The organism is Pseudomonas sp. FP453 (genome assembly GCF_030687495.1).
In the GTDB taxonomy this organism is placed as follows: domain Bacteria; phylum Pseudomonadota; class Gammaproteobacteria; order Pseudomonadales; family Pseudomonadaceae; genus Aquipseudomonas.
Window position 1 is genome coordinate 3,543,751 of the sequence record NZ_CP117435.1, and the last position, 25,962, is coordinate 3,569,712.

Consider the following 25,962-nt stretch of genomic DNA (forward strand, 5'->3'; position numbering starts at 1 on the left):
CTCTGGACATGGTTTACCAACTCCCCGAAGCGCCACCGCCACCACTCGAACCACCACCGCCCGACGAGCTGCTGCTGGAGCGGCTGGAACCCGAGCTTGACCCACCGGCAGAACCCGACCCCGACCCCGTGCCGACCTTGCCAAAAATACACAACGCCGCAAACGAGGCGATGGGGAACGCGAACAACCAGCCGTTACGGCCCATGTCCAGCACATACACGGCCGCGCCATACACCGCCACGGCCGCCAGCAACCGTGCGACAAAACCTGCGCGGCTCTGTTTCCAGGCGTCTTTCATGAGCACCAACAGGATCAGGTACAACCCCAGCACAGCCAGCGCCGCCAGCGGATACACCAGCCAGTGGATGAAGTTGACGTCGGCATAGTGTTGATCAGCCACCACCAGCCCGAGGATGTAGGCCAGCAACCCGAGCACGCAGTAGAACACCGTGCGCGCCAGCCACAACGCACCAAAGGTGGCGCCGCCGATCAGCATCGTCAGCGGCATGAGCAGCAGGGACAACGGCCAGGCCTGCCCACCGCTGAAAATCGTCAGCAGCACCGTGGCCGCCACGGTCGCGATCAGGGCGCGACGCCAATGCAGCTTGCCAGCGGCGAGTAGCACGCCGCCAAGGGCGCCCAGAACAAACGCCAGCAACACCGCCAGCGCCCGCGGCCCGGTCGCCGGCCCCGCCACATCTGGCAAGTCGCCGCCGTCCACCAGCACGATCAAGTCATTGACGGCGAGGCTCACACCGCCCGCGTAGTCGCCCTGGCGAAACGCCGGGGTGACGTGTTCTTCGATGATGCGATGGCTCAGCAAGTCGGTGACGGTGCCTTCAAGACCGTAGCCCACTTCGATGCGCACCTTGCGGTCATCCTTGGCCACCAGCAGCAGGATGCCGTCATTGATGTCCTTGCGCCCCAGCTTCCAGGCACGGAACAGTTGGTTCGCATAGTCTTCGAGGCTGGCGCCGCCGAGGCTGGGCACCAGCAGCACGGCGACCTGCGCGCCTTTGCGCTGCTCGAGGGCGGCGAGCTGGTCTTTCAGACGGGTGGTGGTGCCGGCGTCCAGGGTGTTGGTGAGGTCGATCACCCGCTGATCAAGGGCCACGCCAATCGGCGAAGTGTCCGCCTGGGCGGCGCCCGACAGGCCTATGCAGACCAACGCCAGCAAGCTGAAAACGGATTGCCGCACAATCAACCACATACTTGTTACCTGAAGTTTCTTCCTGAAGGCGCCGACTTTACCCTATCGGCGCTATAACGCGTGACCCCGTGCCGTTGACTATCTAAACTCCGCCCACGCATAGCAAAACGCCATAACCGGGAAGCCCATGGACCTACGCCACCGCAACAACGTCAGTGTGATGGGCAATGGCGCCTCGACCCTGGTGTTCTCCCACGGTTTCGGTTGCAACCAGGCCATGTGGAACTACCTGGCGCCGCAGTTTGGCGCACGCTTTCGCGTGGTGATGTATGACCTGGTCGGCGCCGGCCTGTCGGACCTCAATGCGTTCGACAAGGCCAAGTACAGCACGCTGGAAGGTTACGCCCGCGACTTGAACGAGATCATCCAGGCCTTTGCGGTGGGCCCGGTGATTCTGGTCAGCCACTCGGTCAGCGCCATGATCGCCACCCTCTCCGACCGCCAGGCCCCCGGGCGTATCGCCGCCCATGTGATGATCGGCCCGTCGCCGCGCTATATCGATGCCGACGGTTATGTCGGCGGCTTCAAGCGCAGCGATATCGACGACCTGCTCGATACCCTCGACAGCAACTACCTCGGCTGGTCCAGCGCGATGGCGCCAGTGATCATGGGCGCGCCCGGGCAACCGGCGTTGAGCGACGAACTGGCCGACAGCTTCTGCCGCACTGAACCGGAGATCGCCAAGCAATTTGCGCGGGTAACGTTCATGTCGGACAACCGCCAGGACGTCGCAGGCCTGAGCACCCCGGTACTGATCCTGCAATCGAGCGACGACCTGATCGCTCCGGTTGTCGTCGGTGAATACCTGCACAGCGTGCTGCCCAACAGCACCTATTGCCTGGTCGACAACGTCGGCCATTGCCCGCACATGAGTGCGCCACAGGCGTGTACCGCCGCGATGGACACCTTCCTTGCGCCGTGGGCCGCCCTCCATGCCGGCTAAGCTGTTCGACAGCGCCGCCTGCGCTCTCGCCGTCACCGCGCAAGACGGTGCGATCCTGCAAGCCAACGCGCGGTTCTGTGAATGGCTGGGGTTCAGCGCCGCCGAACTCTACGGCCGGCGCTTCCAGGACCTGCTGACCATGGGCGGACGAATCTTCCACCAGACCCACCTGGCACCGATGCTGCGCCTGCGCGGCAGTGTGACCGAAGTGAAGCTGGAGATGCTGCACCGCGACGGGCACAAGGTGACCGTGCTGCTCAATGGCCTCAAGCGCGAGCATGCGGATGGCGTGGTCTACGACCTGGCCCTGTTCGGCACCACCGACCGCGACAAGTACGAGCGTGAACTGCTCAACGCCCGCAACCTGGCCGAAGCGCTCTTGCAGGAAAAGACCGCCACCGAACTCGCCCTCAAGAGCGCCCAGGCCGAACTGAGCGAGGCCTATGCCATCGCCCAGCGCCGCGCGCTGTTTGCCGAGCAGATGGTGGCGATCGTCAGCCATGACTTGAAGAACCCGCTCACGGCAATCCGCATGGCTTCGGACTTCCTCAGCCGAGGCGAACGCAGTGCCAAGGAGCGCCAGTTGCTGGGGCATATCGCCCAGTCCTCCGAACGTGCCCAACGCATGATCGCCGACCTGCTGGACTTCACCCAGGCCCGCGTCGGCCACGGCATCAGCATCAAGGTGGCGCCACTCGACCTGCACGCCGTAACCCAGCAGGCCGTGGATGAGTTGCGCGTGGCCTTCCCCAAGGCCACCCTGGAACATCACGCCGTGGGCAGTGGCGACGCCAGCCTGGACGCCGACCGCGTGCAGCAGATCATCGGCAACCTGGTGGCCAACAGCGTGGCGTATGGCGACCTGCAACGGCCCATCACCGTGACTTCGCAATTGGGCGATGGCGGTTGCACCGTGTCCGTGCACAACCATGGCGCGGTGATTCCCGAGACACTGTTGGACGGGCTGTTCGAGCCCATGACCCGCGGCACTGAACAAGGCAGCGACGTGCGCAGCGTGGGCCTGGGGCTGTATATCGTGCGGGAGTTGGCCAGGGTGCATGGCGGCGATGTGGCGGTGAGGTCTACCGTGCAAGACGGCACGTTGTTCAGTGTGCGTTTTGTGCCTGGCGGGCTTTAGGTTTCGCCTGTACCTCCGTCATCGCAGGCAAGCCAGCTCCCACAGGGGATTGGGTTTGCACGCCAGATCAGGTTTGCACCGATCAAACTGTGGGAGCTGGCTTGCCTGCGATGACGGCCGCCCAGCCACCACAGTTTCAACTGCCTACCTTCATCCGATGCCAAACACACTACCCTGCATCACCGGCTCCACACTCCCCGTCAACACCACCCCCCCCTCGCCCGCCCACTCCACCGTCACCCTACCGCCATCGCAGTGCACCTGAACCCTGGCATCCAGCAAGCCACGGCGGATGCCATTGACCACTGCCCCACAACAACACGACCCCGACCCCAGCGGCACACCCCCGCCGCGCTCCCAGATGCGCAGGCGGATGTGCCCACGGTCCAGCACCTGCACGAAATGCACATTGGTCTTGGCCGGAAACAATGGATGCTGTTCCAGCGCCGGCCCCACCGCCGCCACGTCGACAGCCGTTATGTCGTCGACAAAAAACGTGCAATGCGGATTGCCCATACTGCACGCCGCCGGCTCACCTTCGAGCGGCAAGGTGCGGGTATCCATGGCCTCGGCCAGCGGCACAGCCGCCCAGTCCAGCGACGGCTCGCCCATGTTGACCGACACCTGGCGCCCCGACGCCCGCACGCAGGTCAACAAGCCGCGGTCGGTGCGCAGCACAATCGAGTCGCTGCCGGTTTCCTGCATCAGGCGATCCGCCACGCCACGGGTGGCACTGCCGCAGGTTTGCAGTGGCGTGCCGTTGGGGTTCCAGAACTTGATCCGCGCCGCCGCATCGTCGCAATCGAGGACCACGGCCAGCTGGTTGAAGCCGATACCGGTATGGCGGTTGCCCAGGCGGCGGGCGATTTGCGCGGTGATCGGGTCGGCCTGGCCACGGCGGTCGATGATGATGAAGTCGTCGCCGTGGGCGTGCATTTTTACGAACGGCAAGGGCATGGGTTGTCCTTTAGTCGACCAATGGGGGAAGTGAAGGATACTCTGAACCGGCCAGACCTAATCGAGAGCACAGCATGCTTATTGTTTTCAGTGGCCTTCCCGGCACCGGCAAAACCACCATTGCGCAGGCGCTGGTCCGCCAGGCTGGAGCGGTTTACCTGCGTATAGATGTGATCGAACAAGCGCTGCGCAACGCCCGTGTGCTGGTCACCGATGTAGGTGCCAGCGGCTACGGCGTGGCCAATGCGCTGGCACTGAGCAATCTGCAGCTGGGTCATACGGTGGTTGCCGATTGCGTCAACCCGGTCAAGGAAAGCCGCGAAGCGTGGCAACAAATCGCGGCGACTGCAGGTGTGGCGCTGCTGGATATTCAGGTGATCTGCAGCGACCCGCACGAACATCAACGCCGTGTCGAAACCCGTACGGGTGATATTGCCGGATTGGCGCCGCCCACCTGGCAATCCGTACTGGCCCATGAATACGAGCCCTGGGATGTATGGACACTCGACACCGCCTTGATCAGCCCGGCGCAGGCGGTCCAAGCGCTGCTCGCAAGAATGAGTGCCCCCTACAGCTAAAGCGTCGCGCCCATCGCCTTCATCAGCACCAGGTCCCGCGAGTAGATATCCGGCGCATACACCAAGCCACCCTGGCGATCCACTTCCACCGTCCAATACCCCAGCAACACCGGCACCGGCGTGGCCAGCCTGAATTCATGGGTCACGCCGCTGGCCAGCAGTTCATCGGTGCGCGCGCGCTCGGCCGGGGTTACCAGCAGGTCGCGCAGCATCAACGGCTGTTCGACCCGCACACAGCCCGAGCTGAATGCTCGCGGGCCCTTGCTGAACAGGGGTTGGCTGGGGGTGTCGTGCAGGTACACCGAATACGGGTTGGGAAAGCGCATCACGATCTTGCCCAACGGGTTGCGCGGGCCGGCTTCCTGGCGCAGGAGGATGTTGCCGGGGCGTGCCCAGTCGATCTGTTCGGGCGCCAGCGGGCGGCCTTCGGGGTCGAGCACTTGCAGGTTTTGCTGGCGCAGGTATTCGGGGTTGAGGCGGATCGCCGGCAGTTTGTCCTCGCGCATGATGGTCGGCGGGATGGTCCAGGTGGGGTTGAGGGTCAGCCGGGTGATGCGCGACTTGAGCAGCGGCGTCTGGCGTTCGGCGCGGCCGACTTGCAGGCGGGTTTGCCACACCGGGATGCCGCTCTGGTACACGCTCAGTTGCGCTGCGGCGACGTTGACCAGCACGCCTTCGGGCTCCAGGTCCTGGGCCAGCCAGCGGAAGCGTTCGAGGTTGATGCGCAGTTGCTCGCGGCGGATCGCCGGGCTGATGTTCAACTCGGTCACCGTGCCGGCGCCGATCACGCCATCGGCTTGCAGGGAATGGCTGAGCTGGAAGGCCTTGACCGCCTTGACCAGCTCATCGCGATAGAGTTTGCCGCTCGGCGCGCTGGCCAGGTAGCCGCCGCTGACCAGGCGCCGCGCCAGGTCAGGCACGCGGGCGTCTTCCGTGCCGGGGCGCAGCAAAGGGCCGCTGGCGATCGGGTCCCAGTGCGGCAACGGTTGCAGGCGCACAGTGGAATAGGTGTTGCGCAGGCTGCGGTACAAATCGGCGCTGGGGCGAGCCTGGTCAAACCCTTGGGGCATGTCTTGCAGGCCGGCGGCGGCGAAGGCCAGCACTTCGGTGTTCGCGTCACGAGTCGGCGGCTGGGAGTGCCACAGCGGTTCGAAGCGCGATTGTTGCAGGCGGCCGTAGTGCAGATCCTGCAGGGCTTGCAGGTACTGGCGGCTGCTGTCGATATCGCTGCACAGCACGTTGGCCGTGGCGTCCGGCGCAGGCAGGCTATAGTGGGTGGGGTCCAGGCCGTCGTCGGCAAGCAGCAACAGTTGGGCCTGCAATGCCTGCCGGCGTTCGGCGGACCACAGCGCTATATCGCCCTGCTGCTGGTAGAACGCTTGCAGGCGCGATTGGCTGGCGGCATCGATGTGCGGCGCCAGATGGGGGCACACCGCAGGCAGTGCCGCCAACGCTTGTTGCAGCGGACTGGCGGAAACAATTGGCACAGGTTCCACCGGCAGCTCGTCGGCTGTCGCGACCAATGGTGCAACGAGCAGGCAAATGCTCAAGTAACATGCGTGTTTTTTGAACAATGGCTTTGCTCCAATCCACAGCGGGGGGATGTACTGTAGATGCTGACTTTTTTGTGCCGCCTCGGCTTGATCACCGTGAGCCTGGCCGCGTTGAGCAATATTGCGCTCGCCGCCAATGGCAACCCTCCTACCTTGTATAGCAGCCTGGCGCGCTCGGCTCCAGAACTCAATCCCACTGTACTCAAAAGCGCCCTGAATGCGGTGCAGTGCGCGGTCAATAATGGCGAGGAACGCTCCGAGCGCCTGGCGGTGATTGACTACTCCCAGCCTTCGACCGCCCGTCGGCTGTGGATCTTCGACCTGCGCAAAAAGACCCTGGTGCTGCGCGACCTGGTGGCCCATGGCGCCAAGTCCGGGGAAAACTTCGCCACCCAGTTCTCCAATCGCGAGGGCAGCCACCAGTCCAGCCTGGGCTTGTTCCGCACCCAGGAGAGTTACCTGGGCACCCACGGTTATTCGTTGCGCATGGACGGCCTGGAGCCGGGCTTCAATGATCAGGCCCGCGACCGCGCCATCGTGATCCACGCTGCCGACTACGTCAGCCCGCTGTGGAGCAAGCGCGAAGGCCGTATCGGCCGCAGCCAGGGTTGCCCGGCCGTGCGCCCGCAGGTGGCGCGCCAGGTGGTGGACAAGCTCAAGGATGGCCAGTTCATGTTTTCCTGGTACCCGGACCAGCATTGGTTGAAGTCCTCGACGTACCTCAACTGCAAACCCCAACAGGTGGCGAGTAGTCGTACAATCCGTGGCGGATAGCCTGTCCCCATAGATAAAAGAGAGCAACCCATGCTTCTACACCAATCCACCTGGATCGAAATCGGGCAGTTCCTGGAGCGCAGCCGTACGGTGGTGATCCCCATCGGCTCCAACGAACAACACGGCCCGACCGGCCTGCTGGGCACCGACTGGATGTGTCCGGAGATCATCGCCCATGAGGCGCAGAAGAACGCCGACATCCTGATCGGCCCGACCTTCAATATAGGCATGGCCCAGCATCACCTCGGGTTTCCTGGCACCATTTCGCTGCGCCCTTCCACCTTTATCGCCGCGATTGGCGACTGGGTGCGTTCGCTGGCCGGGCATGGTTTCGACAAGATCCTGTTCCTGAACGGCCACGGCGGCAACATCGCCACCATTGAAGCCGCGTTTTCCGAGCTGTATGCCGAAGCCAGCTTCGCCCGCCGCCCGGCCGGGTTTGCCTTGAAGCTGGTGAACTGGTGGGACCTGGAAGGCGTCAACGCCCTGGCCCAGCAGCAATTCCCGGTGGGCCACGGCAGCCACGCCACGCCGTCGGAGATTGCGGTCACGCAGTGGGCCTACCCGGCGTCGATCAAATCGGCCGAGTACTCGCCGCAGATCGCCAATACCGGGCCGATTCGCGAAGCGCTGGACTTCCGTGCACGCTTCCCCGACGGGCGCATGGGCTCGGATCCGGCGCTGGCGACGGTGGAGAAAGGGGGGGAGTTGGTGGCGTTGGCGGCGAAGGGGTTGATCGCGACGGTCAACACCTTCAGCAACGAAGCCAAGCCCTAGGCCACACACAGATCAAAAAATGTGGGAGCGGACTTGCCCGCGATGAGGGTGTGTCAGCCCAAGCATTTGTTGGTTGATACACCGCTATCGCGGGCAAGCCCGCTCCCACAGGGTTTGTGTGTGTGTGTGCAGACTACTTGCACTCCTGCGCCACCAATTCCAACCGCGACGGCGTCAGGGTCGATGCCAACGGCTTGCGCTCATACAGGAACACCTTGGTGCCATCCTGGCTCTTGTACGCCTCCAACACATCATCCGCCGCAATCTTGCTGGTCAGCACCACCTTGGCGTGGCGCGAGTTCTGCGTGACCGTCGAGGTGATGCCGTGCTTTTCCAGCTTGGGCAGGACGCATTGGGTATAGCCTTCGGGTGTCTTGGTGGTTTGCAGAGTCAGCGTCGGAGCATTGGGAGCAGACACACACCCGGCCAGCCACAACGAAGCAAAGGCCAGGGCCGGGACGAAAAAAGAGCGCATAGAAATTCCTGGAAAATAATCAAAAAATCACATCAACCGGCTTGGACCAACGCCTTGAGCGATGCGTCAAACTGGCGCAAGGCCGCTTGCTGTACATCCCGCTGCTGCTCGATCTGCGCGGCAATTTCGGGCGCCGCCTTGTCATGCACCCACACCGACGGCACTTGCTTGTACACCGAGCCTTCGGCCTTGGCGATGTATTGCAGGCTCGCATTATAGAACCGCGCAATAAACCGCGCCTCGACCCGGTCGTTTCGCTGGGTCAGCAGTTGATTATGGGTGTCGAGCATCACCACCACATCCGGGTGCGCCTGCACCAGGGCATCCAGCGTGTCGTAGACCGTCACCGAGACAAAGGCGCCTTGCAGCGACCCCATCAGCCAATCGATGGCCAGTTCCGGATCGGAGCTATTGACGAACGCCTGGCGGATACGCTCGTCGAGGGCATCCTTGGCGCCGTTCATGGCCATGTCGTGGTAGCGTTCAAGGTAGCTGAGGTTGTCGCGGGTGCTATCACTCAACAACACACCGACCGATTGCGCGTGCTGCAGGGAGTCTACGCTAGCGTCGATGGGTAGCAAATGGCCTGTTCGCAGTTCATCGGCAATGGCGGCGTTGTTTACGGCCACAGTGCCCAGCATCAGGGCCATCAATGCCAGCTGGATAATCGTCCTCATCGCGCATTTCCTTGAACAGCGTTTCGATGGGGCAATTTTGCGCTTTTGCGCAAAAAACAGAACTTGCAATCGGTGATGGTGACTATTATCTGAACCGATAGTGCCTACATAAAAATAGATAAGGACCCGACCATGAAGCCCCACCAGAAAACCTTCGACCGCATCCGCGAAGCCGTTCTACCGGAGTTTCGCGAGCGGGTCGCCGATTACCTGGTCGATTATGAAAGCGTATTGCAGGACGAAACGGCCGACGCCGATCTGCGCTGCGCCAGCGCCCAGCAATTGCGCGGCTACCTGCGCGGCTTGAACACCATGCGCGTGCTGGGCATGGCCGACTGGGAAGACCTGGACCGCCGCGTCGCCCAGGAATGGCTGTAACCCCTAGAGCGCAGGGCGCGGCAGGTTGACCCAGGCCTGCACCGACGGCCGTTGCCACTGGCGTTGCGCATAGGCGACCAACTCGGCGGGCACGCTGTCACCGTTGAGGATCAGGCGATTGAGCATCACCGCCAGATCCACGTCGACAATCGACCAGGTGCCGAACAGGTAGTCCGGGTTACCTGCCAACAATGCTTGCGCCGCAGCGATCAACTTCTGCGCTGCCGCCTGGGCCACGGGCGATAACGGCGGCATCTTCTGCCCGCAGAACACCACCAGCGTCGAACGTTCCTGGCGAATCGGCAGCAAATCGCTGCGCAGCCACGCCTGCACCTGCCGCGCCCGCGCGCGTTGCTTGGGGTCGGCCGGGTAGAGCGCTGGCTCGGGATAGGTCTCTTCCAGGTACTCAGTGATCGCCGACGATTCCGACAGTGCAAAATCGCCCTCCTCCAGGGTCGGCACGCGCTGGGTCAGGGACAGCCTGGCAAAGTCGGCCGTCTGGTTTTGCGCGGCGTCCAGGTCCAGGGTCACGGTCTCGAAGGCCAGGCCTTTTTCCCGCAGGGCCACAAACACAGACATTGCATAGGGGCTGGTGAAAAGATTATCGATGTACAGGCGCAGCGAACGTGGGTGCATGGCAGGGCTCCTCGGGTGAAATCTCACGCTACGAGATCTGTGGCGGGAAAGACAATGGCAGGTTTTTATAGGGGTATTCCTGACGGGAATGACCTACCCGGCGAACCCGCCCTTGTCCAAAAATGCTTGCTCCTCCTCAGTACTGGCGCGAGCCAACACCTGATTGCGATGAGGAAACCGCCCAAAGCGCTGGATAATCTCGGCGTGCTCCTTGGCCCAGTGGTAGGTGTTGGCGTCCAGCGTCTGGTTGAGGGCCAGGGAACGCTGCTGGTCCGCCGGGTCTTCCGAATGCTCGAACGGCAGGTAGCAGAACGCACGCAACGCAGGCACGATCAACTGATCCCACCCGGCCTCGACCATGCGCCCGGCATACAAGCGCGCCAACGGGTCGGTGGCGAACATATGGGCCGTGCCGCGAAAGGCATTGCGCGGGTATTGGTCGAGCAGGATCAGCAGGGCCAGGGCGCCTTCTGCCGAGTCCAGCCAGCTTTCCAGCTCGCGGCGGGCGGCTTGCAGGTGGGCGCTGTGGAAGGTGTCGCGAAAGCTGGCGTCGAAGGCCTCGTCCTTGGCGAACCAGCGTTTGGGGCCGGCGTTTTGCCAGAAGTCGATGACGGATTGTGGGGTGGTCATGGTGAGGGCCTGTGAAAACGATTTGGCAGACGTTAGCAGAGTCGAGCAGACGACGCGGCCCAATGTGGGAGCTGGCTTGCCTGCGATAGCGGTGGATCAGCCAGCATTTGTGGCGATTGACACGACGCCTTCGCGGGCAAGCCCGCTCCCACAGTTTTGATCGGTGCACAGCGCAGAAACCGGCAACAGGCAGATTAATGTTATACGATAACACCCGACTTTCACCCTACCCTGCGACCCTTGCCCATGCCCGACGCTGCTCCCCTACGCCAACGCCTGCTTTCCATCGACGCCCTGCGCGGCCTGGTGATCCTGTTCATGCTGCTGGACCACGTGCGCGAAACCTTCCTGCTGCACCGCCAGGTCAGCGACCCGATGAGCATCGACAGCACCGAGCCTGCGCTGTTTATCAGCCGCACCCTCGCCCACCTGTGCGCCCCGGTGTTTGTCTTGCTCACCGGCTTGTCGGCATGGCTCTACGGCCAGAAATACCAAGGCCGCCGCGACGTATCGGCGTTCCTGTTCAAGCGGGGGTTATTCCTGGTGGTGCTGGAATTCACCCTGGTCAACTTCGCATGGACCTTCCAACTGCCGCCCAGCGTGATCTACCTGCAGGTGATCTGGGCGATTGGCGTGAGCATGCTCGCCCTTGCCGCACTGGTATGGCTACCGCGTCCGCTGCTGATCGCCGTGGCGATTGCGCTGATTGCCGGGCACAACCTGCTGGATGGCCTGCACTTCGCACCGGGTTCGCTGCTGCAAAACGGCTGGGCGATCCTGCATGAACGCAGCTGGATCGACGTGGGCGACAGCCTGCGCCTGCGCATCACCTACCCGGTGTTGCCGTGGATTGGCGTGATTGCCTTGGGCTATGGCCTGGGCCCGTGGTTTGCCAATGGCGTGCAGCCGGCGTCGCGTCAGCGCTACCTGGCGCTGGCGGGCGTGGGGGCGTTGGTTGGGTTTGTGCTGTTGCGTGCGCTCAATGGCTACGGCGAGAAGCCCTGGCAGGCGTATGAGAGTGGTGTGCAGACGCTGATGAGTTTTTTCAACGTGACCAAGTATCCGCCTTCGCTGTTGTTCCTGGCGTTGACGCTGGGGATGGGGTTGCTGCTGTTGCTGGCGTTTGAGCGTGCGGGGCAAAAGCGCTGGATTGGCATGCTGGCGACGTTCGGGGCGGCGCCGATGTTCTTTTATCTGCTGCATCTGTATGTGTTGAAAGTCCTCTATGTGGCTTGTGTTGCGTTGTTTGGCCTCAATCAAGGCAGCTATTTTGGCTTCGATGGCATTGGCGCGGTGTGGTTGATAGCGTTGCTGTTGCCGATTGCACTGTATCCGCCAGTGCGCTGGTTCGCCGGGCTCAAAGCAAGACGCCGCGACCTGGCTTGGCTCAAATACCTCTAAACACTCGGTTGCTCTTCTGTGGGAGCTGGCTTGTGTGGGAGCTGGCTTGCCTGCGATGCAGGCGCCTCGGTACATCAGACACACCGAGGTGATGCTATCGCAGGCAAGCCAGCTCCCACAGCCACATGTTCAGGCGGTGTTATGCCAATTCGGCACGCAGTTGACGGGCTGCCGTGACCATATGAATCAACGCCGCCTCCGTCTCCGGCCAGCCACGGGTTTTCAAGCCGCAATCCGGGTTCACCCACAAGCGCTCAGCTGGAATCCGCTTGGCCGCCTTGCGCAACAGGTTGGCCATTTCCGACGCATCCGGCACCCGTGGGGAGTGGATGTCATACACCCCCGGGCCGATTTCGTTCGGGTAGGCGAAGGCTTCAAACGCGTCCAGCAACTCCATGTCCGAGCGTGAGGTCTCGATGGTGATCACGTCGGCATCCATCGCCGCGATGCTTTCGATCACATCATTGAACTCGCTGTAGCACATGTGCGTGTGGATCTGGGTTTCATCGCGCACGCCCGAGGCACACAGGCGGAACACTTCGGTGGCCCAGTCCAGGTAGTGCTGCCACTGCGCCTGGCGCAACGGCAAGCCTTCGCGGAACGCCGCTTCGTCGATCTGCACGATCTTGATCCCGGCGGCTTCCAGGTCCACCACCTCGTCGCGGATCGCCAGGGCCAGTTGCCGCGCCTGTTCTTCGCGGCTCACGTCTTCGCGTGGGAAGGACCACATCAGCATGGTCACGGGGCCGGTCAGCATGCCCTTCATCACCTTGTGGGTGAGGCCTTGGGCGTAGCGGATCCACTCTACCGTCATGGCTTTCGGGCGGCTCAGGTCGCCGAAGATCAGCGCCGGTTTCACGCAGCGCGAACCGTAGCTCTGGACCCAGCCAAAGCGGGTGAAGACATAGCCGTCCAACTGCTCGGCGAAGTACTCGACCATGTCGTTGCGTTCGGCTTCACCGTGTACCAGCACGTCCAGGCCGAGGTTTTCCTGCACTTCGACGGCGTGCTTGATCTCGCTGTGCATGGCTTCGACGTATTCGGCTTCGCTCAACTTGCCGGCCTTGTACGACTGGCGTGCCAGGCGGATCGACGCGGTTTGCGGGAACGAACCGATGGTGGTGGTCGGGAACAGCGGCAGGTTGAGGCCGGCGCGCTGTTTCTCGATGCGCTGGGCGAACAGCGACTGGCGCTGGCTGTCCTTCGCCGTGATGGCTGCGACGCGGGCTTGCACCGCAGGTTTATGGATGCGCGGCGAAGCGGCACGGGAGGCTTGCACCGCACGGCTTTGCACTAAGGCTGCCAACACGTTGGAGGCTTCAGGCTCGTTGACCGCTTGCGCCAGCACCGCCACTTCGGCGCACTTCTGCACGGCGAACGCCAGCCAGCTTTTCAGCTCGCCATCCAGCTTGTCTTCGCGGGCCAGGTCCACTGGGGTGTGCAGTAATGAACAGGACGGCGCAACCCACAGGCGGTCACCCAACTTGTCATGGGCGTGCTGCAAGGTGGCCAGGGCCTTTTCCAGGTCGCAGCGCCAGACGTTACGGCCGTTGACCACACCCAGGGACAACACTTTGTAGGCCGGCAGGCGGTCGAGAATGGTCGGGTACTGTTCCGGTGCGCGCACCAGGTCGATATGCAAACCATCGACGGGCAGGTTGGCGGCCAGGCCGAGGTTCTCTTCCAGCCCACCGAAGTAAGTGGCCACGAGCTTTTTCAGCGGGTCGCGCTGGATCAGGTTGTAGGCACGCTCAAACGCGTTTTTCCATTCTTGCGGCAGGTCGAGCACGAGGATCGGCTCGTCGATCTGCACCCACTCCACGCCCAGGTCGGCGAGGTGCTGGAAAATCTGGCCGTACAGCGGCAGCAGGCGATCGAGCAGGTCCAGCTTGTCGAAATCAGCGCCCTTGGCCTTGCCCAGCCACAGGTAGGTCAACGGGCCGATCACCACGGGTTTGACGTTGTGCCCCAGTTCGCGGGCTTCCTGCACTTCTTCGAACAGTTGATCCCAGCCCAGGTGGAACTGCTGGTCGGCGCTGAATTCAGGCACCAGGTAGTGATAGTTGGTGTCGAACCACTTGGTCATTTCCTGGGCGTGGGCGCCGCCGCAGCAGCTGTCGCTGACGCCACGGGCCATGCCGAACAGGGTGTGCAGGGTGGCTTGGCCGTCGGCCGGGCGGAAGCGCTCGGGGATCACGCCAAACATCAGCGAGTGGGTCAGCACCTGGTCGTACCAGGCGAAATCCCCGGCCGGCAGCAACTCGATGCCGGCTTGTTTTTGCAGGTCCCAATGGGTCTTGCGTAGGTCACGGCCAACGGCCCGCAAGCCGGCTTCGTCGAGCTCGCCCTTCCAGAACGCTTCCTGCGCTTTTTTCAGTTCACGATCGCGTCCAATGCGCGGAAATCCCAGGGAATGAGCGACTGCCATGACTTACAACTCCGATGTCGTTATGTATGGCAGCTATTGTCGGCACACAGCGATAGTGAGACAAACTCATATTATTCTAGATCATAACAAGATCTACTCATGTTGCGATCCAGTGGATATAGAACGCGTGAAACATGAAATACGCACACACCGCCAGCGCCACCCCCATGCACCGGTTGAACAGCGTAAACGCCGACGTGCCGTTGATCCGCCGCCCCAGCAGCGCCCCGAGCAACGCGTAAAGCCACGGTGCACCGAACGCGCCAAAGGCCAGCACCGCCGAAACCAGGGCAATGGACACCCCGGTGATATGCGCTGCGGGGAGCATCACACTGGTGATCGGCAACACCGCCATGATGCCCTTGGGGTTGAGCAACTGGATCACCAGGCCGTTCCAGAACGTGAGGGTTTTGACGGGCGTGGTTGCAGTTGTCTCATCCACCACCGTGCGCGCCGTGAACACCTGATAGGCGAGGTACAACGTGTACACGCCCCCTATCAGCGAGATATACGGCAATGCCGCTTGGGAAATGATCGCCTCGCCGGTGTAGCCGAACAGCACAAACAACAGCAGCATTGCGCTGCCCACGCCGATGAAAAAACCGGTGGAACGGCGGAACTGGCCGGTGAGGCCAGCGTTGAGGCCCATGAAATTCACTGGGCCAGGGCTGTACATGACGCTGAAGGCGTAGAGGAAGATGTCCATGGAGAACCTGCAGTAGAGGAAGTGGGGCGAGTCTACTGAGGGGGGTGGGGGGATTCTTGTACGTTTGTGGTTGCGCCCTGTTTGGGGATGCTGCGCATCCCAGCGGGAGCAAGCTCCCTCGCCACGGGTATAGTGTTTGCCTGCTTCTTTCAGGATCGAAACCTACATGGATACCGTTACCCAAGGCAGTTGCCTCTGCGGCGCAGTCACTTATGAAGTCTCGACCGCGCTCAAAGCCGTCACCCACTGCCATTGCCGCAAATGCCAGAAAAGCCATGGCGCTGCGTTTGCCAGTTACGCCAGTGTGCTGCGATCGGCCGTCAGTATCCGGGCGGTTGCAGATGCGCTGAAAAGCTATGAATCCTCACCGGGGGCCACTCGCCAGTTTTGTCTGGTGTGCGGGTCATCGCTGTTTTGGCAGGACGCCAAGGGGCTTTATCCAGAGTGGGTTTCGATTGCGCTGGGCACGCTCGACACCCCGTTTACCCCGCTGAAACAGGCGCACAGTTGCATTGAGTCGAAGGCGATATGGGCTGAATGAAGATCAAGGGTGGGCCAGGCGACATCTCTACCAGCAGTGCCGCCGCCTTCGCAGCCTCGCTAAAGCTCGACAGCTCTCACAGGGGATCAGCAGTGCCTGGGGGATTTCCGGCCGGACACTCTCTCCCCAGCAACACAGCTCAAAATGTGGGAGCTGGCTTGCCTGCGATGACGGTGGGTCAGCTAAAAAAATATTGGTTGGTAGACCGCTATCGCAGGCAAGCCAGCTCCCACAGAGGGTTGATTGTTCCCACAGGGATCAGTTGTGTCTGGGGGTGCCTGGTTACATCAACGGAATCGAATAATTCACAAACACCCGATTCTGATCCTGGTCCCGCGCCACTTCGCTGCGTGATACGCCATTGCGCCAGCCAAAACCGACGTTCTTGAACGTGCCACTCTGCACCACGTAGTCCAAAGAAATATCCCGCTCCCACTCGCTGGCATCCTTGCCACTGGCGGTGCGGATGTTATCGCCCTTGAGGTAGATCATCGACGCCTTCAGACCCGGCACGCCCAGTGCCGCGAAGTCGTAGGCGTATTGGGCAAAGGCCGTGCGTTCACCGGCCTGGATGAAGGTCTGCACGGTACGGTCGGTGTAGAGGTACAGGCTGGAACCGCCCTCCCCTTTGTTCACCAGGCCACCCTGGTTGAGCTGGGCGAAGTTGCTGTTATCCGACACCTGCTGGTAACCGGCGGTGATGGCGTGCGGGCCCAGGGAATAGATGAACGCCGCGCTCCAGGTGTTGTTGTCGATTTCACCGTTGCCGTTCTTGGTATAGCCACCGAGCTTGTAGCCCTCGGCACGCCCGGCGGCGGTGCTGTTTTTACCGTCAGAGGTGGTCTTGAAGTAACGCAGGTCGGTCTTCAACGAGCCGTAGTCACCCAGCGGCAACACGTGGATCAGCCCGGCAAAGTGCTGCTGGTAATAGTCTTCAAGGTTGGCGTAGTAGTACTGGACCAGCAGGTCCTTGTTCACCTGGTAGTCGGCACCGGCGTAGTTGAATTTGTTGCTTTCCTGGGTGCCGCCCGCCGCTGCCAGGCCGCTGCGGTCGCTGGAGCCACGGCCGGTGGTGTGTTGCAGTTGGCCGCCGATCAGGGTCAGGTTGTCGATGTCTTTGCTGGTGATCTGCCCACCCTCAAAGGATTGCGGCAACAGGCGGCCGTCGTTGCTGACCAGGATCGGCAGGTTCGGGCGCAGGTAGCCGTAGCGCAGTTCGCTCTTGGCAAAACGCGCCTTGGCCGTGGCGCCGCCACGGGCCCAGTTGTCGGTAGCCTTGCCGTCGTCGTTGGGGATCATCGAGCTGCCGACGTGGCGGCTGGCGCTGCTGTCGAGGGTGATGCCAAGCATGCCCACCGCGTCCAGGCCAAAGCCGACGGTGCCGTCGGTAAAGCCCGATTGGTAGTTGAGGATAAAGGCCTGGCCCCACTCTTCAGTCTTCGACGGTGCGGCGGTGCCGTCACGGTTGTCGTTGTTGAAGTAGAAGTTGCGCATGCTCAGGTTGGCTTTGCTGTCGCTCAGGAAATCCGCCGAAGCCAAGGGGCTCAGGGCAATGCCCAGGCCGCCGGTCAATACGCTTAACACATTCAAAGTGGCTTTCATCACAACCTCAGTCAATTAATCCATGGGCGTCATAAAACGGGTACGGCCCCGGGTAGTCCCCGAATACGCCGTTGTGGCTGATCAAACCCTGTTGCGCCTGCCAGCGGTGCAACAGATAGCCCGCCGGCTCCAGGTTGAAATGCGCGGGCGCCGCTTCTTGTAGATCCAGGACGATCTGGTGCGAGGTGCCGGGGCACACGCAACTCAGGCTGCCGCCGAAACGCCGCTGCATCGGCCGGTGCAAGTGCCCGCACAACAGGCGCTCGACTTGCGGATGGCGGGCGACCACGTGCTCCAGCGCCGCCGCGTTGATGAACGGCTCGCGGTCCATATGGCCGATGCCGCTGATAAACGGCGGGTGATGCAGGATCAGCAAGGTCGGCGCGTCAGGCCGCAGCGCCAATTGCGCATCCAGCCAATGCAACTGGCTGTCCAGCAACTGCCCGCCGTGGCCGCCGGGGATGGTGGAATCCAGGCCGATCAGGCGCAGGGGATGGTCGTCCACTACCCAATCCAGCGGGCCGTCTGCCGAGGCCGGCAAGTAGGGGTGATCACGAAACGCCTCGAGCAACGGCCCGCGCGTGTCGTGGTTGCCCGGCACCAGGTAGCACGGCATGTGCAGGCGCGCGAGTTCGGGGTGCAGCACGGCGTATTCATCGGCGCGGCCGAAGTCCACCAGGTCGCCGCTGATCACCACGATATCGGGGCGTGGCTGGCTGGCGTTGAGGTGGTCGACGGCACGGCGCAAGGCGCCCAGGGTGTCGACCACACCGTAGGTGAGGCGCTGGCCTGCTTTGAGGTGCAGGTCGCTGATCTGCGCAACGAGGAACGGACGATTCAACATAGATTCTTAAGCATTCAGGGTGAACAACATGTGCGGCGCAATCGCCAGGGCAATCGGCGCGCCGACGGCGTACAACTGGTTGTCGCTGCTGTCCACCAGCAGCGGTTGCGGGGCGCCGACATCCACCAGCAGGCGGCTTTGCGCGCCCTGGAAAAACTGCGCGACGAGATGGCCGTGCAGGTGCCCTTCGCGCTCCATCACCCGCAGGTGTTCCGGGCGGCAGTACAGGGTGTTGGGCAGGCTCGCTTCGTGCCACGGCAACTCGCCGCCGCAGACTTTCAAGCCATGGGCTGACGGCGCGATCACCGCAAAGGCATTGAGGTTGCCGACAAAGCCGGCGACGAAGGCGTTGGCCGGTTTCTGGTAGATGTCGCGCGGGCTCGCCAACTGCGCAACCCGGCCTCGCTCCATCACCAGGATGCGATCACCGAGGGCCATGGCTTCGCCCTGATCGTGGGTGACGAACACCGAGGTGATGCCCAGCCCGCGCAGCAACTCATTGAGTTCACTGCGCAGGCGTTCACGCAGTTGTGCATCGAGGGCCGCCAGCGGCTCATCCAGCAGCAACACCTTGGGGCGCGGCGCCAAGGCACGGGCCAGTGCCACCCGTTGGCGCTGGCCGCCGGACAATTCATGGATGCTGCGCGGGCCGTGAGCCTGCAAGCCCACCAGCTCCAGCAATTCCTCGCAGCGCTGGTTGCGCTCCTGCACGGGCACGCCGCGAATCTTCAAGCCGTAGACGATATTCCCCGCCACATCCAGGTTGGGAAACAGCGCGTAGTTCTGGAACACCATGCCCACGTCGCGGCGTTCGATGGGCAGGCGCGTTACGTCCTGATCACCGAAAAACACCTGGCCCACATCCGGGCGTTCCAGGCCGGCGATCAGGCGCAAGGTGGTGGTCTTGCCACACCCGGACGGGCCGAGAATCGCCAGGGTTTCGCCGCCTCTGACGGTGAGGTCCAGGTCATGCACGGCCACAGTGCCGTCGGCGAATGCCTTGCGACAGCCTTGCAGGCGGATAGTGATAGCGGTCATCGACGCTCTCCACGGGACAAACGGGCACTGATGGCCTGCAACGCAATCAGCAGCGGCACGATCATCAGCAAAAAGATAAGGGTGTAGGCGCTGGCGATTTCCAGGCGCGCCGAGGCGTAGCTGTCGGCCAGGCCCACGGGCAAGGTCTTGGTCATCGGCGTGTGGAGCATCCAGGTCAGGTTGAATTCACCCAGGGACAGGGTCACCACCATCAGCACGCCGGCGAGAATCCCGGCGCGACAGTTGGGCACCACCACGCTGAAAAAGCGCTTGATCGGCCCCGCACCGAGGCTGGCCGCGGCCTCTTCCAGCACCGGCAATTGCTGGCGTTGCATCACCGCCATCACCGGGCGCACCAGGAACGGCAAGGTGAACAGCACATGGCCAACGAGAATGAACAACCAGCTGCTGCGAAAGCCGCCGAACTGGCCGTAGGTCAGCAACAGCGCCAACGCACTGGCCAGGCCCGGCATGGCCACCGGCAGCACCATCAGCTCTTCAAAGGCGCGGCTGAAGCGATTGTTCATGCACACCAGGGCGTAAGCCGCCGGCACGCCAATCACGCAGACGCACACCGCGCAGGCCAGGGCCAGTTGCAGCGACAGCCACACCGTCGGCGAGTAGGCCTGCCACACCTGGATCAACCAGTCGAAGGTCAGGCCGCTGGACACGCCGACGAAGAAGTTGCGGGTCAGCCCAGCCAGCAGCGACATCAGCACCGGCACCAACATGAAGGCGCACACCAGCAAGGTGAACAGCAGTTGCAGCACAAACAACGATGAGCGCTTCACAGGACGGTCCCCGCGTTTTTCACCAGCCGCCGGGTGAGCAGCAACACTGCCCACGTCAGCGCGCCGAGCACCACCGACAGCGCGGCGGCGACGGCGAAGTTGGCGTAGTTGGTGAACACGTTGTAGATCGCCACCGGGGTGACGTTGAGCCGCGTGCCCAAGGTGAACGCCGTGCCAAAGGCGCCCATGGACGTGGCAAAACAGATCGCCCCGCAGGAGGCCAACGCTGGCGCCAGGCCCGGCACGATCACGTCGCACACCACGCGCCAATGCCCGGCACCGAGGGAGTGCGCGGCTTCTTCCAGGCTGCGGTCGAGGCTTTCACAGGCGGCCATCACGGTGAGGATCACCCGGGGGATCGAGAAGTACAGGTAGCCGACAAACAGCCCGGCCAGCGAGTAGGCGAAAATCCAGCGTTCACCGGCCAGTTGAAGGCCCAGCGACGCGAACAAGCCCTGGCGCCCCGCCAACAGAATCACCAGGAAGCCCACCACCACACCCGGGAATGCCAGGGGAAACGTCAGCAGCGCCACCAACGCCGAGCGCCCGAAAAACTGCTGGCGCGCAAGGAACACCCCGCTGATACCCCCGACCAACAACGCGGCGAGCGTGACAAACACCGCCAGCGCGCAGGTTTGCGCGAGGCTGCCCAGGTACTGCGTGCTGCTAAGCACTTGCCAGTAGCCGCTGCCGTTGCTGTCGCGGCTCTCGGCACCGAGCAGCACCAGGTGCGCCAGCGGCAACAGCCAGAACGCGAGCAGCACTGCGAAGGCCGGGGCCAGCGCCCAGGCCGCCTGTTTTGCCGATGCAGCCACTTACTTGACCTCGTTCAGATAACGGGCGGCGAACGCTTCCTGCACGGCGGCCATCTTTTGATAATCCACCACACCGGCGCGGGCGTAGTCGCTGTCGGGGAGGAACTGTGCGGCGACCTCGGCCGGCATTTCTACCGGACGTACCGGACGCAGGTAGGCCTTGGCCCAGAGTGCCTGGCCTTGATCCGAGAGGACGAAGTCGAGGACCTTCTCGGCGTTGGCGCGGTGCGGCGCGTTGGCCACGGCGCTCATCACGTAGGGCACGCTGATGCTGCCTTCCTTGGGGATCACGAAGGCGACGTTGGCGTTGTCCTTGTAGCGCGCGCGGTAGGCGTTGAAGTCGTAGTCCACGAGGATCGGCAACTCACCGGACAGCACCCGCGCATAGGCGGTTTGCTTGGGCACGATGGGGGCGTTTTTCGCCAGTTTCTGGAAGTAGTCGATGGCCGGGGCGAAGTTGTCCAGGTCGCCGCCCAGGGCGCGGTTGATCGCCACCGCCGACACGTAGCCGACGAAGGCGCTGGACGGGTCGAGGTAGCCGACCATGCCTTTGTACTCAGGCTTGAGCAGGTCGGCCCAGCTTTGCGGCACCGGCAGGCCGCCGAGGGCATCGACGTTGACCATGATGCCCAAGGTCCCGGAGTGGATCGCGAACCAGTGGCCGGCCGGGTCTTTCAAGCCCGCAGGGATCTGTTCGAAGCCCTTGGGTTTGTAGGTGCCGACCACCTCGGCTTTTTGCGCTTGCAGGCCAAAGGTCACGCCGTAGTAGACGACGTCGGCCACCGGTGCGGCTTTCTCGGCGACCAGTTGCGCGAGGGATTGGCCGGAATTCTTGTTGTCCAGCGGCACCTGCACGCCGGTGCTGGCGGCGATGGCCTTGAGCTGGGTGCCCCAGTCGGCCCAGTCCGGCGGGCAGTTGTAGCAGATTGCGGTGTCGGCGGCCTGGGCCAGGCTGGCCGCGCCGCACAGCAGCACGGCGGCCAGGGTTTTACTGAATGCGCGCATCAGGGGTCTCCTCACGGGGTTGAGTACTTTCGCCGGGCCGGATGTGGCAAGGCAGGCAATGGGAAATCGGTGCGTGGCCGGCGATCTGCGCCAGCAGTTGGTCAATCACCGTGCTGGCGAGCAGCGCGATGGGTTGCACCACGCTGCACAGCGTCGGGTGCATCTGCGTACCGAGGCTGATGCCGTCGAAGCCCATCACCGAGAGTTGCCCGGGGACATTCCAGGCGTTGCGGCGCAGCTCGGCGATCAGGCTGATGGCGAGGAAATCGTTGGAGCACACCAGCGCAGTGGGCGCGTCGGGGCCTTGCAGAGACGGCGCGATGGCGGCGAATTCGGCCTGGGTGTGCGCCGGCATTTCGATCACCGGGCGCGCGCCGAGGCCGTACTCGTGCATCGCATCGCAATAGCCGGCGTAGCGCAGGCGAGCGCGGTCCGATTGCAACGCGGGCCCGGCGACCATGCTGATGCGCCGGTGGCCGGCGTCCAGCAGATAGCGGGTGGCCAAGGCCATGCCGGCGCGGTTGTCCACCGACACGGCGCTGTAGTTGGGGTTGCCCGGTTGGTGATAGGCCAGCACGAACGGCGTTTGCTCGGTGTTCAGGCTGCTCAGCACCGCGTTGCTTTCGGCATCGGTGACCGTCAGCACCAGGCCATCGACGCGTTGGCGCAGCAGCTCTTCCACCACAATGCTTTCGCGCTCGCTGTTGTAGTCGGTGGTGGCCAGCACCAGGCTGTAGCCCCGTGCACGCGCGGCACGCTCCATGGCCTGGAACTGCTCGGCGAACACCGGGTTGAGCAGGTTGGGCACCACCACGCCGATCAACTGGGTGGTTTGCAGGCGCAGTTGGCGGCCCAGCAGATTGGGCCGGAACCCCAACTCACGGGCGGCGGCGAACACCTGCTCGCGGGTCGTCGGACGCACCTGGTCCGGCGAAGCAAAGGCCCGGGCGGCGGTGGCACGGGATACACCGGCCAGTCGGGCAACGTCTTTCAGGTCAGTCATTGGCACTCGCTTGAGATCGATCTCATTGGCGAGGACAGTAGCGGGGGAATGTGGCAGTTCGGTGCTGAACAGATGACGCTTTCATGGCAGTGCAGATCCCCCCTCTCCCGCCAAGTGGAGATCAACTGTGGGAGCTGGGGTGGACCTATGGATAGTCATACTCAGCGAGTAGAGTTAAAAACCTGGCGCAGCAAAATCCGCCCACTAACCTTCCGATTCGCCCCAAGTGCGGGCACAATGCGTGTCCTTTTTTGGCAGGCACCGCCGCAGGCTCTCAAAAATGATCAAAACGCCGTACTACCTCATCGATAAACAGAAGCTTCTGGTCAACATGCAGAAGATTGCTTACGTGCGCGAACAGTCCGGCGCCAAGGCCCTGCTGGCGCTCAAGTGCTTTGCCACCTGGTCGGTGTTCGACCTGATGCAGCAATACATGGACGGCACCACCTCGTCGTCGCTGTACGAGCTGAAGCTCGGTCGCCAGAAGTTCGCCGGTGAAGCGCACGCCTACAGCGTGGCCTGGGCCGACGATGAAATCGAAGAGATGCTGGAGAACTGCGACAAGATCATCTTCAACTCCATCAGCCAATTGCAGCGTTTTGCCGAGCGTTCCGAAGGCAAAACCCGTGGCCTGCGGGTGAACCCGCAAGTGAGCAGCTCCGATTATCTGCTGGCCGACCCGGCGCGTCCGTTCAGCCGCCTGGGCGAATGGGACCCGGTGAAGATCGAAGGCGTGATCGACCAGATCAGCGGCTTCATGTTCCACAACAACTGCGAGAACGGCGATTTCAGCCTGTTCGACAAAATGCTCGGCACCATCGAAGAACGCTTCGGCGCGCTGCTGCATAAAGTCGAGTGGGTCAGCCTCGGCGGCGGCATCCACTTCACCGGCGAAGACTATGCGGTCGACGCATTCTGCGCGCGCTTGAAAGCGTTCTCCGAAAAGTACGGCGTGCAGGTCTACCTGGAACCCGGCGAAGCGGCGATCACCAACAGCGCCTCCCTGGAAGTCACCGTGCTCGACACCCTCTACAACGGCAAGAACCTCGCCGTGGTAGACAGCTCCATCGAAGCCCACCTGCTGGACCTGCTGATCTATCGCCTCAACGCCAAGCTGGCACCGAGCGATGGCGAACACACCGTGATGGTGTGCGGCAAATCCTGCCTGGCCGGGGACATCTTCGGCGAGTACCAATTTGATCGTCCGCTGACCATCGGCGATCGGCTGTCGTTTATCGACACCGCGGGCTACACCATGGTCAAGAAAAATTGGTTCAACGGCCTGAAAATGCCGTCCATCGTAGTGAAACAACTCGACGGTACTGTCGAAGTGGTTCGTGAATTTGGTTACGACGACTACCTGTCCAGCCTTTCGTAAGCTGGCGGATATAGGAGAAAGAAAGCAATTGAAAAAGAACGTTCTTATCATTGGTGCAGGAGGTGTCGCCAAGGTGGTGGCCCACAAGTGCGCGCAGCACAACGACGAACTCGGTCGTATTGCTATCGCGTCGCGCAACATCTCCAAATGCCAGGCCATCATCGACAGCGTCAAGGCCAAGGGTAGCCTCAAAGTACCCGCCGAAATCCAAGCCTTCGCGCTGAACGCCCTGGACGTGGAAGCGACCAAGGCCCTGATCCGCGAGACCGAATCGCAGATCGTCATCAACGTCGGTTCCTCGTTCCTCAACATGTCGGTACTGCGTGCCTGCATCGACACGGGCGTGGCCTACCTCGACACCGCCATCCACGAAGAGCCGGGCAAGGTCTGCGAGACCCCGCCGTGGTACGGCAACTACGAGTGGAACCACCTGGAAGAGTGCAAACAGAAGAACATCACCGCCATCCTTGGCGTGGGCTTCGACCCGGGTGTCGTCAACGCGTACGCCGCGCTGGCGCAGCAACAGCATTTCGACCGCATTGATTCGATCGACATCCTCGACGTCAATGCCGGCTCCCATGGCAAATACTTCGCCACCAATTTCGACCCGGAAATCAACTTCCGCGAGTTCACCGGACAGGTGTGGAGCTGGCAGAACAGCCAGTGGACCAGCAACACCATGTTCGAAGTCAAACGCACCGATGACCTCCCGGTCGTCGGTTCGCAGAACCTGTACCTGACCGGCCACGATGAAGTGCACTCGCTGTCGAAAAACCTCGACGTGCCCAACGTGCGTTTCTGGATGAGCTTCGGCGAACACTACATCAACGTGTTCACCGTATTGAACAAGCTCGGCCTGCTCTCCGAAAAACCGGTGACCACCGCCGAAGGCCTGGAAGTCGTGCCATTGAAACTGGTCAAGGCCGTACTGCCCGACCCGTCTTCGCTGGCGCCCGGCTACACCGGCAAGACCTGCATCGGCGACCTGGTCAAAGGCACCAAGGACGGCAAGGCGCGCGAGGTGTTCATCTACAACGTAGCTGACCACGAAGAAGCGTTCGCCGAAACCGACAGCCAGGGCATCTCCTACACCGCCGGCGTGCCGCCAGTAGCCGCCGCGCTGCTGGTGGCCCGTGGCGAGTGGGATGTGCAACGCATGGCCAACGTCGAAGAACTGCCGGCCGAGCCGTTCCTCAAGGCGCTGGACGTGATGGGCTTGCCGACGCGGATCAAGGACGAGCACGGTGATCGTGCGTGGGATGCGATTGCCTGATAGGCGATAGCGGACCGAACAAAAAAATGCGCCCTCAGGGGCGCATTTTTTTTGGAGCCAAGCAAAGCCCTCACGACCGATGAGGTCAACTGTGGGAGCTGGCTTGTCGGGCCGCCGCATCGCTGCGATAGCGGTCTTCCAGTGCCGGATGTGTTGGTTGACACACTGTCATCGCAGGCAAGCCAGCTCCCACAAGGGATTTGTGTTGCCCTGGCACAGTGGTAAACGGCGCTTGCGGTGTTCAGATATTTCCCACAAGGCTTTCAGGTTGTCCCTGGGAACTTCGCTGGATAATCTCCTCGCCGTCGCTGCACATTCAGCGGCCGGATTTGACCGTCCGACCTTGTTAACGAACTGCTACGCCCTGCACCCGTCTTAGGCGTTTTTTTGTGCCTGAGGTATTGTGTCGCG

At 62.5% G+C, this 25,962-nt stretch carries 26 protein-coding genes; 10 read left to right on the plus strand and 16 right to left on the minus strand.

All coding sequences use genetic code 11. The features are described 5' to 3' along the window. Nucleotides 1–13: 13 nt before the first annotated feature. Complete coding sequence (locus PSH87_RS15865) at nt 14–1,210, minus strand: YgcG family protein (protein WP_305430158.1); 1,197 nt, start codon at nt 1,208–1,210, stop codon at nt 14–16. Between the two features lie 127 nt (nt 1,211–1,337). Between PSH87_RS15865 and PSH87_RS15870 the strand changes: the two genes are divergently transcribed. Both PSH87_RS15870 and PSH87_RS15875 read left to right on the plus strand, forming a co-directional pair. Further along, a complete protein-coding gene (locus PSH87_RS15870) occupies nt 1,338–2,153 on the plus strand; it encodes an alpha/beta fold hydrolase (protein WP_305430160.1) in 816 nt (271 codons plus the stop codon). Next, nucleotides 2,143–3,291: a PAS domain-containing sensor histidine kinase gene (locus PSH87_RS15875; RefSeq protein ID WP_017738938.1), complete on the plus strand. Its 1,149-nt coding sequence runs from the start codon at nt 2,143–2,145 to the stop codon at nt 3,289–3,291. The genes PSH87_RS15870 and PSH87_RS15875 overlap by 11 nt, the downstream gene beginning before the upstream one ends. A 150-nt stretch (nt 3,292–3,441) precedes the next feature. Here PSH87_RS15875 and dapF read toward each other — a convergent pair whose 3' ends face one another. Beyond that, entirely contained in the window at nt 3,442–4,248 is an 807-nt protein-coding gene (gene dapF / locus PSH87_RS15880) for a diaminopimelate epimerase (RefSeq protein ID WP_305430162.1), read from the minus strand. A gap of 74 nt (nt 4,249–4,322) precedes the next feature. On the opposite strand from dapF, the gene PSH87_RS15885 reads away from it, so the two are divergent. Beyond that, entirely contained in the window at nt 4,323–4,826 is a 504-nt protein-coding gene (locus PSH87_RS15885; RefSeq protein ID WP_305430163.1) for an AAA family ATPase, read from the plus strand. On the opposite strand, the gene PSH87_RS15890 is transcribed toward PSH87_RS15885, so the two are convergent. Then, a complete protein-coding gene (locus PSH87_RS15890) occupies nt 4,823–6,400 on the minus strand; it encodes a murein L,D-transpeptidase (protein WP_305430164.1) in 1,578 nt (525 codons plus the stop codon). The genes PSH87_RS15885 and PSH87_RS15890 overlap by 4 nt on opposite strands. A 39-nt stretch (nt 6,401–6,439) precedes the next feature. Between PSH87_RS15890 and PSH87_RS15895 the strand changes: the two genes are divergently transcribed. Beyond that, the gene (locus PSH87_RS15895) at nt 6,440–7,153 is read left to right on the plus strand and encodes a murein L,D-transpeptidase catalytic domain family protein (protein WP_305430165.1); all 714 of its coding nucleotides are present in this window, start codon (nt 6,440–6,442) and stop codon (nt 7,151–7,153) included. Between the two features lie 30 nt (nt 7,154–7,183). After that, a complete protein-coding gene (locus PSH87_RS15900; RefSeq protein WP_305430167.1) occupies nt 7,184–7,930 on the plus strand; it encodes a creatininase family protein in 747 nt (248 codons plus the stop codon). A gap of 133 nt (nt 7,931–8,063) precedes the next feature. Here the strand turns inward: PSH87_RS15900 and PSH87_RS15905 are convergent, their stop codons facing one another. Both PSH87_RS15905 and PSH87_RS15910 read right to left on the minus strand, forming a co-directional pair. Further along, the gene (locus tag PSH87_RS15905) at nt 8,064–8,405 is read right to left on the minus strand and encodes a hypothetical protein (protein ID WP_017738944.1); all 342 of its coding nucleotides are present in this window, start codon (nt 8,403–8,405) and stop codon (nt 8,064–8,066) included. A gap of 32 nt (nt 8,406–8,437) precedes the next feature. Beyond that, entirely contained in the window at nt 8,438–9,082 is a 645-nt protein-coding gene (locus PSH87_RS15910) for a hypothetical protein (protein WP_017738945.1), read from the minus strand. A 132-nt stretch (nt 9,083–9,214) separates the two neighbouring features. Here PSH87_RS15910 and PSH87_RS15915 point away from each other — a divergent pair, with 132 nt between their 5' ends. After that, nucleotides 9,215–9,460: a hypothetical protein gene (locus PSH87_RS15915; RefSeq protein ID WP_305430169.1), complete on the plus strand. Its 246-nt coding sequence runs from the start codon at nt 9,215–9,217 to the stop codon at nt 9,458–9,460. A 3-nt stretch (nt 9,461–9,463) separates the two neighbouring features. Here the strand turns inward: PSH87_RS15915 and yfcF are convergent, their stop codons facing one another. Both yfcF and PSH87_RS15925 read right to left on the minus strand, forming a co-directional pair. Then, the gene (gene yfcF / locus PSH87_RS15920) at nt 9,464–10,096 is read right to left on the minus strand and encodes a glutathione transferase (protein ID WP_305430170.1); all 633 of its coding nucleotides are present in this window, start codon (nt 10,094–10,096) and stop codon (nt 9,464–9,466) included. Between the two features lie 93 nt (nt 10,097–10,189). Continuing rightward, nucleotides 10,190–10,726 carry a DUF924 family protein gene (locus tag PSH87_RS15925; protein WP_017738948.1) on the minus strand — a complete coding sequence of 179 codons (537 nt, stop codon included), beginning with the start codon at nt 10,724–10,726 and terminating at the stop codon, nt 10,190–10,192. A gap of 246 nt (nt 10,727–10,972) precedes the next feature. On the opposite strand from PSH87_RS15925, the gene PSH87_RS15930 reads away from it, so the two are divergent. Next, nucleotides 10,973–12,127, plus strand: a complete 1,155-nt coding sequence (locus tag PSH87_RS15930; RefSeq protein WP_305430171.1) for a DUF1624 domain-containing protein — start codon at nt 10,973–10,975, stop codon at nt 12,125–12,127. 139 nt (nt 12,128–12,266) lie between these two features. Here the strand turns inward: PSH87_RS15930 and metE are convergent, their stop codons facing one another. Both metE and PSH87_RS15940 read right to left on the minus strand, forming a co-directional pair. Further along, nucleotides 12,267–14,555, minus strand: a complete 2,289-nt coding sequence (gene metE, locus PSH87_RS15935; protein ID WP_305430172.1) for a 5-methyltetrahydropteroyltriglutamate--homocysteine S-methyltransferase — start codon at nt 14,553–14,555, stop codon at nt 12,267–12,269. Nucleotides 14,556–14,652: 97 nt separating this feature from the next. Further along, nucleotides 14,653–15,261, minus strand: coding sequence for a LysE family translocator (locus tag PSH87_RS15940; protein WP_305430173.1), 609 nt, complete (start codon nt 15,259–15,261; stop codon nt 14,653–14,655). Nucleotides 15,262–15,427: 166 nt separating this feature from the next. On the opposite strand from PSH87_RS15940, the gene PSH87_RS15945 reads away from it, so the two are divergent. Next, nucleotides 15,428–15,802 (plus strand): GFA family protein, encoded by a 375-nt coding sequence (locus PSH87_RS15945; protein ID WP_305430174.1) that lies wholly within the window; start codon nt 15,428–15,430, stop codon nt 15,800–15,802. Nucleotides 15,803–16,084: 282 nt separating this feature from the next. On the opposite strand, the gene PSH87_RS15950 is transcribed toward PSH87_RS15945, so the two are convergent. Genes PSH87_RS15950 through PSH87_RS15980 form a run of 7 tightly spaced genes read right to left on the minus strand, consistent with a single transcriptional unit; the run spans nt 16,085 to nt 22,900 of the window. Next, nucleotides 16,085–17,404, minus strand: coding sequence for an OprD family porin (locus PSH87_RS15950; RefSeq protein ID WP_305430175.1), 1,320 nt, complete (start codon nt 17,402–17,404; stop codon nt 16,085–16,087). 7 nt (nt 17,405–17,411) lie between these two features. After that, the gene (locus PSH87_RS15955; protein ID WP_124528447.1) at nt 17,412–18,245 is read right to left on the minus strand and encodes a phosphodiesterase; all 834 of its coding nucleotides are present in this window, start codon (nt 18,243–18,245) and stop codon (nt 17,412–17,414) included. A gap of 9 nt (nt 18,246–18,254) precedes the next feature. Next, nucleotides 18,255–19,286, minus strand: coding sequence for an ABC transporter ATP-binding protein (locus tag PSH87_RS15960; protein ID WP_305430176.1), 1,032 nt, complete (start codon nt 19,284–19,286; stop codon nt 18,255–18,257). Further along, on the minus strand, nt 19,283–20,077 hold the full coding sequence (locus PSH87_RS15965; protein WP_305430177.1) for an ABC transporter permease: 795 nt from the start codon (nt 20,075–20,077) through the stop codon (nt 19,283–19,285). The genes PSH87_RS15960 and PSH87_RS15965 overlap by 4 nt, the downstream gene beginning before the upstream one ends. Then, on the minus strand, nt 20,074–20,892 hold the full coding sequence (locus PSH87_RS15970) for an iron ABC transporter permease (RefSeq protein ID WP_305430179.1): 819 nt from the start codon (nt 20,890–20,892) through the stop codon (nt 20,074–20,076). The genes PSH87_RS15965 and PSH87_RS15970 overlap by 4 nt, the downstream gene beginning before the upstream one ends. After that, the gene (locus PSH87_RS15975; RefSeq protein ID WP_305430180.1) at nt 20,893–21,897 is read right to left on the minus strand and encodes an ABC transporter substrate-binding protein; all 1,005 of its coding nucleotides are present in this window, start codon (nt 21,895–21,897) and stop codon (nt 20,893–20,895) included. Beyond that, nucleotides 21,881–22,900 (minus strand): LacI family DNA-binding transcriptional regulator, encoded by a 1,020-nt coding sequence (locus tag PSH87_RS15980; RefSeq protein ID WP_305430181.1) that lies wholly within the window; start codon nt 22,898–22,900, stop codon nt 21,881–21,883. Before PSH87_RS15980 ends, PSH87_RS15975 begins: the two co-directional genes overlap by 17 nt. Before the next feature lie 280 nt (nt 22,901–23,180). Here PSH87_RS15980 and PSH87_RS15985 point away from each other — a divergent pair, with 280 nt between their 5' ends. Continuing rightward, complete coding sequence (locus PSH87_RS15985) at nt 23,181–24,278, plus strand: carboxynorspermidine decarboxylase (protein WP_017738963.1); 1,098 nt, start codon at nt 23,181–23,183, stop codon at nt 24,276–24,278. Between the two features lie 28 nt (nt 24,279–24,306). Beyond that, nucleotides 24,307–25,551 (plus strand): saccharopine dehydrogenase family protein, encoded by a 1,245-nt coding sequence (locus PSH87_RS15990; RefSeq protein WP_026137074.1) that lies wholly within the window; start codon nt 24,307–24,309, stop codon nt 25,549–25,551. The last annotated feature ends 411 nt before the right edge of the window (nt 25,552–25,962 follow it).

What these genes read in the sequence shown, in the direction of transcription:
- PSH87_RS15910 (WP_017738945.1), bottom strand. Translation starts at nt 9,082, where the DNA reads ATGAGGACGATTATCCAGCTGGCATTGATGGCCCTGATGCTGGGCACT.
- PSH87_RS15885 (WP_305430163.1), top strand. Translation starts at nt 4,323, where the DNA reads ATGCTTATTGTTTTCAGTGGCCTTCCCGGCACCGGCAAAACCACCATT.
- PSH87_RS15940 (WP_305430173.1), bottom strand. Translation starts at nt 15,261, where the DNA reads ATGGACATCTTCCTCTACGCCTTCAGCGTCATGTACAGCCCTGGCCCA.
- PSH87_RS15980 (WP_305430181.1), bottom strand. Translation starts at nt 22,900, where the DNA reads ATGACTGACCTGAAAGACGTTGCCCGACTGGCCGGTGTATCCCGTGCC.
- PSH87_RS15915 (WP_305430169.1), top strand. Translation starts at nt 9,215, where the DNA reads ATGAAGCCCCACCAGAAAACCTTCGACCGCATCCGCGAAGCCGTTCTA.
- PSH87_RS15865 (WP_305430158.1), bottom strand. Translation starts at nt 1,210, where the DNA reads ATGTGGTTGATTGTGCGGCAATCCGTTTTCAGCTTGCTGGCGTTGGTC.
- PSH87_RS15960 (WP_305430176.1), bottom strand. Translation starts at nt 19,286, where the DNA reads ATGACCGCTATCACTATCCGCCTGCAAGGCTGTCGCAAGGCATTCGCC.
- PSH87_RS15870 (WP_305430160.1), top strand. Translation starts at nt 1,338, where the DNA reads ATGGACCTACGCCACCGCAACAACGTCAGTGTGATGGGCAATGGCGCC.
- PSH87_RS15945 (WP_305430174.1), top strand. Translation starts at nt 15,428, where the DNA reads ATGGATACCGTTACCCAAGGCAGTTGCCTCTGCGGCGCAGTCACTTAT.
- PSH87_RS15930 (WP_305430171.1), top strand. Translation starts at nt 10,973, where the DNA reads ATGCCCGACGCTGCTCCCCTACGCCAACGCCTGCTTTCCATCGACGCC.
- PSH87_RS15875 (WP_017738938.1), top strand. Translation starts at nt 2,143, where the DNA reads ATGCCGGCTAAGCTGTTCGACAGCGCCGCCTGCGCTCTCGCCGTCACC.
- PSH87_RS15895 (WP_305430165.1), top strand. Translation starts at nt 6,440, where the DNA reads ATGCTGACTTTTTTGTGCCGCCTCGGCTTGATCACCGTGAGCCTGGCC.
- PSH87_RS15905 (WP_017738944.1), bottom strand. Translation starts at nt 8,405, where the DNA reads ATGCGCTCTTTTTTCGTCCCGGCCCTGGCCTTTGCTTCGTTGTGGCTG.
- PSH87_RS15900 (WP_305430167.1), top strand. Translation starts at nt 7,184, where the DNA reads ATGCTTCTACACCAATCCACCTGGATCGAAATCGGGCAGTTCCTGGAG.
- PSH87_RS15950 (WP_305430175.1), bottom strand. Translation starts at nt 17,404, where the DNA reads ATGAAAGCCACTTTGAATGTGTTAAGCGTATTGACCGGCGGCCTGGGC.
- dapF (WP_305430162.1), bottom strand. Translation starts at nt 4,248, where the DNA reads ATGCCCTTGCCGTTCGTAAAAATGCACGCCCACGGCGACGACTTCATC.
- PSH87_RS15975 (WP_305430180.1), bottom strand. Translation starts at nt 21,897, where the DNA reads ATGCGCGCATTCAGTAAAACCCTGGCCGCCGTGCTGCTGTGCGGCGCG.
- PSH87_RS15985 (WP_017738963.1), top strand. Translation starts at nt 23,181, where the DNA reads ATGATCAAAACGCCGTACTACCTCATCGATAAACAGAAGCTTCTGGTC.
- metE (WP_305430172.1), bottom strand. Translation starts at nt 14,555, where the DNA reads ATGGCAGTCGCTCATTCCCTGGGATTTCCGCGCATTGGACGCGATCGT.
- yfcF (WP_305430170.1), bottom strand. Translation starts at nt 10,096, where the DNA reads ATGCACCCACGTTCGCTGCGCCTGTACATCGATAATCTTTTCACCAGC.
- PSH87_RS15925 (WP_017738948.1), bottom strand. Translation starts at nt 10,726, where the DNA reads ATGACCACCCCACAATCCGTCATCGACTTCTGGCAAAACGCCGGCCCC.